This window comes from Armatimonadota bacterium, from assembly GCA_017993055.1.
Taxonomy (GTDB): domain Bacteria; phylum Armatimonadota; class UBA5829; order DTJY01; family DTJY01; genus JAGONM01.
This window is the reverse complement of the sequence record JAGONM010000076.1, coordinates 1-3,992: the sequence shown is the minus strand read 5'-3', so window position 1 is coordinate 3,992 and position 3,992 is coordinate 1. Positions and strand designations below refer to the sequence as shown.

Below are 3,992 nucleotides of genomic sequence, written 5' to 3'. Positions count from 1 at the left end.
GACGCTGACGGCGGAGGATTTCCGCGAGGCGGCGGACTGCCATCAGTGCAATGCGGGGCTGACGACCTGCTGCATCAGCCCGTACGGGGACGTGTATCCCTGCGTGCAGTTCCTGCGCGCAGTTGGCAATATCAGGGAAAAGGACTTTCCTGCAATCTGGCGAGGCTCGGAGGAGCTGAGCCGCATCAGGGACATCAGGCTCAGGGACCTGGCCGTCTGCGGATCGTGCGAGCTGCTTCCCTACTGTTTCAGGTGTCCTGGGCTCGCCGACCTGGAGGACGGCGACATGCTGGGTCCGTCGAGCGAGGCCTGCAGGCAGGCACGGGCGTGCCGGGATATCTTCGAGAAACGCGGTTGAGCCGGCGGATCACCATGCGGAGAGGAATAGCTATGAGAAAAACCTATCGCAGTCCGGTATTGAAGTCCGAGAAGATCGTCTTCGAGTGCAGGGCGATAGCCTGCATCAAGTTCGGGCGAATCGGCAACTGCCTCAATCGAGCGAGGCCCTGCAACAGGGGCACGCCGGTCCGAAGCTGAGCATGTGGCCGAAGTTCGCAGAGAGGTAGAGCATCGCAGGTGGCAGTTCATCGCAAGGCGCAAATCCTCGTAGTTGGCAGTAGCAGCGCAGTTGGATTACGTGGCGGTGGGATTCGTCTTGACTCCCGAAGAGTAGCATCCATTCCTTATTGAGTCGCATCAAGGTCGCATATTTCAATCATACCGGCGCCGTTGGAGGAGCGGAGACGAGTCTCGGTCTGCTTCTCCGGTACATTGACAAAAGCAGCGTGCAGGTCCGGCTGTTCTGTCCCCAGGGGCCTCTCTCGGAGATGGCCTCGGGGATGGGGGTGGACGTCGAGCGGGTCGCGGTCGCCCAGGTCGGGTATGCCCGGGGACTGCCGCAGATACTCGGCTATGCGGTCGGGTCCGTCGGTTCGGCAGCGAGGCTGGCGGCCAGTCTGAGGTCCTTCGCTCCGGACGTCGTGCACGCGAATACCATTCGGGCCGGGTTCATCGCCGGACTGGCGAAACCGCTTATCCGGCGGAGGTGCAGGCTTGTCGTGCACCTGAGGGACTGTATGCCGGTCGGTCTGCAGAGCCGCCTGGTGGGACGCGTCCTGCGCCGGCGGGCCGATGTGGTTGTCGCCATATCCCGGTACGTGGCGGACCGCGCGGTCCGGGCGGGGATCGTCGGAGAGACGGTCGTAGTCCCGAACGGCGTCGAACTCTACTCTCGCGCCGAGGCCGGCCGGGTCGGTGGCCTTCTGGAGGAACTCGGCGTCTCGGCTGTCTCGCCGGTTTTCGCTGCGGTGGGGCAGATCACCCCCTGGAAGGGGCAGTTGGAGGTCATCAGGGCGTTCGGCATGATCGCCGGGGAGTTCCCGGAGGCCGCGCTGCTGATCGTCGGCGAGGCGAAGTTCTCCGGTGCGGAGAGCCGGTACGATACCAGGGCGTACGAGCGGCAGTTGAGGGAAGAGGTCTCGGCGCTCGGGCTCGACGGCAGGGTGGTGTTTACCGGCGAGCGCAGGGATGTCCCGGCGGTGATGCGGGCTTCCGACGCGGTGGTCCTGGGCTCCTGGGAAGAGCCGTTCGGAAGAGTCCTGATAGAGGCGATGGCCGCGGGGAAGCCGGTGATAGCGACGAGAGCGGGCGGAGTCCCCGAGATTGTGTCCGACGGCGAGACGGGGATTCTGGTCGAACCGAGGGATCCAGGGAGCATGGCCGACGCCATGCGGAGTATAGCGGCGGACGCGGACCTGAGGCAAAGGATGGGTCTGCGGGGGGCAGGGCGCGCCGCGGAACTCTTCGATATACGTCTGAGCGTTTCGAGTATTGCCGCACTCTACGAGCGGTTGGTGGCGGAAGATGAAGGTCGCGATAGTCAATGACTGGATAGCGAACATGGGCGGCGCGGAGCGTGTGCTGCTCGCGGTGCACGACATCTTTCCGGATGCGCCCGTGTACTGTACGCTGGTGAAGGAAGGCAATCTCTCGCCCGAGATGCGCGAGCTGGACATACGCACGTCGTTCCTTCAGAAGATCCCGTTCAGCGGCAAGCTGTACCAGCGCTGCCTTCCTCTAGCGCCTCTCGCGCTCGAGCAGTTCGACCTGACCGAGTACGAGGTCGTGCTCAGCATGAACTTCTCGTGCGCCAAGGGTGTGATCACCAGGCCGGACACGACGCACATCTGCTTCTGCCACACGCCGATGCGCTACGCGTGGGACATGTTCCACGAGTACCGCGACAAGGAGAAGCTGTCGAGCCTCTCCAGAGTTCTCATGGCGCCGATGATGAACTACCTGCGGGTCTGGGACTACGCGTCGGCGGCCCGGGTGGACTACTTCGTGGCCAACTCCTCCGCCGTCGCCCGCCGCATTCATAAGTATTACAGGCGTGACTGCACGATAATCCCGCCCCCCGTCCAGGCGGATTTCTTCACGCCGAACGGGGTAACCAGGTTCGAATATTATCTCTACGTGAGCCGCCTCGTGCGCTACAAGAGGGCCGACCTCGCGGTCGAGGCGTTCAACCAGCTCGGGCTGCCGCTCGTGGTTGTCGGCGACGGGCCCGAGAGGAAGCGGCTCGAGGCCGCGGCCGCCCCCAACATAAGGTTCGCCGGGCGGGTGTCCGAGGAGGCTCTCAGGGAGATGTACCGGGGATGCAAGGCGTTGATCTTCCCGCAAGAGGAAGACTTCGGGATCGTTCCCCTCGAAGCACAGGCATGCGGAAGGCCTGTCATTGCCTATGGTGTCGGCGGCGCTCTGGACACGGTGGTCCCGGGCGCCACTGGCGTGTTCTTCACGGAGCAGTCGGCGGAGAGCCTCGTCTCCGCGGTGCGCCGGTTCCGCGATTGCGACTTCGACTCTTCGCGGATCAGGGGACACGCATGCGCCTTCGACACGGAAGCCTTCAAGAATGCATTCAGGGCTTTTGTCGAACAGAAACATCGGGAGCACACTGCGGGCATGCATTCTGCCGGCAAGTCAGGAGCGGAGTGGCATGGAGCAAATGGTGGATCAGCTGGCGCAGGCCGGGGTTCTGCGGATCGCCCCGAGGAAGAGAAGCTGCTGGTACCTGGCGACTAGGGCGGTGATCAGCAGGACGGCCGCGCTCATCGTGCTGGTGCTCTCGTCGCCCCTCATGGCGGCGATCGCGCTGGCGATCAGGCTCGATTCTGAGGGCCCGGTGGTCTTCCGCCAGGTCAGGGTGGGCAAGAACGGTCGGCGGTTCATGATGTACAAGTTCCGCACCATGTGCAACGGCGCGCATGATATGCTGGACGAAGTCCGCCACCTGAACGAGGAGCCGACCCAGCTCATCATCAGGATCAAGGACGACCCGCGGGTCACGCGCCTCGGGAGGTTCCTCAGGGCCACTAGCCTGGACGAGCTTCCCCAGCTCGTCAACATCCTGCTCGGTCAGATGGCGATCGTCGGTCCCAGGCCGCCCTCGCCGGAGGAAGTCGAGCAGTACGACGAGTATCAGATTCAGCGCTTGAGGACGACGCCCGGCCTCACCGGGCTCTGGCAGGTCAGCGGGAGGAAGGACCTTCCCTTCGACGACATGGTCAGGCTCGATATCGAGTACGCCGAGAAGCAGAGCCTTCTCTTCGACCTCTGGATCGTCGCGAAGACCGTTCCGGCCGTCCTCAGGGCCGAGGGGGCTCGCTGAGGCGCCGACGGGGCAGTGTATCAGTATTGAGAGAGCGTGCCGTTTCGCTTGGCGGCCTGGACCGCCACCCGGAACGCGTGCATGCTAAGTGGCACCATGACAACTGAAAAGAGTGCGAGCGCGAGGATGTCGCCTGAAAGGGCGCGGAACGAGTGGCCCTGCAGCACCGCGTGCCTGATCGCCCTCAGGGAGTAGGTGATGGGGAGCAGCGCCGACACCTTCTGCAGCCAGAGCGGCAGGATGGTGATCGGGTAGAAGACCCCGCCGAGGAGTTCGGACGTGCTCCCCAGCGCCCAGGATACCGGGTCGCCGCGCTTGAAGA

The 3,992-nt window shown here is 64.0% G+C and carries 6 protein-coding genes; 5 read left to right on the top strand and 1 reads right to left on the bottom strand.

Annotated elements, in window-relative coordinates:
- The 5 genes from KBC96_15465 to KBC96_15445 form a co-directional block, all read left to right on the top strand.
- Window positions 1–358 (top strand): SPASM domain-containing protein (locus KBC96_15465; protein MBP6965792.1); only part of this gene is annotated, 358 nt, incomplete at its 5' end.
- A 32-nt stretch (window positions 359–390) separates the two neighbouring features.
- Window positions 391–537 (top strand): hypothetical protein, encoded by a 147-nt coding sequence (locus KBC96_15460; GenBank protein MBP6965791.1) that lies wholly within the window; start codon window positions 391–393, stop codon window positions 535–537.
- Window positions 538–686: 149 nt separating this feature from the next.
- A complete protein-coding gene (locus KBC96_15455) occupies window positions 687–1,886 on the top strand; it encodes a glycosyltransferase family 4 protein (protein ID MBP6965790.1) in 1,200 nt (399 codons plus the stop codon).
- Complete coding sequence (locus KBC96_15450) at window positions 1,864–3,084, top strand: glycosyltransferase (protein MBP6965789.1); 1,221 nt, start codon at window positions 1,864–1,866, stop codon at window positions 3,082–3,084. The genes KBC96_15455 and KBC96_15450 overlap by 23 nt, the downstream gene beginning before the upstream one ends.
- On the top strand, window positions 3,008–3,670 hold the full coding sequence (locus tag KBC96_15445; protein ID MBP6965788.1) for a sugar transferase: 663 nt from the start codon (window positions 3,008–3,010) through the stop codon (window positions 3,668–3,670). Before KBC96_15450 ends, KBC96_15445 begins: the two co-directional genes overlap by 77 nt.
- Window positions 3,671–3,690: 20 nt before the next feature.
- Here KBC96_15445 and KBC96_15440 read toward each other — a convergent pair.
- Window positions 3,691–3,992 (bottom strand): ABC transporter permease (locus KBC96_15440; GenBank protein ID MBP6965787.1); only part of this gene is annotated, 302 nt, incomplete at its 5' end.

Excerpts from the sequence above, each read along its gene's own strand:
- KBC96_15460 (MBP6965791.1), top strand. The coding sequence starts at position 391 with ATGAGAAAAACCTATCGCAGTCCGGTATTGAAGTCCGAGAAGATCGTC.
- KBC96_15450 (MBP6965789.1), top strand. The coding sequence starts at position 1,864 with ATGAAGGTCGCGATAGTCAATGACTGGATAGCGAACATGGGCGGCGCG.
- KBC96_15445 (MBP6965788.1), top strand. The coding sequence starts at position 3,008 with ATGGTGGATCAGCTGGCGCAGGCCGGGGTTCTGCGGATCGCCCCGAGG.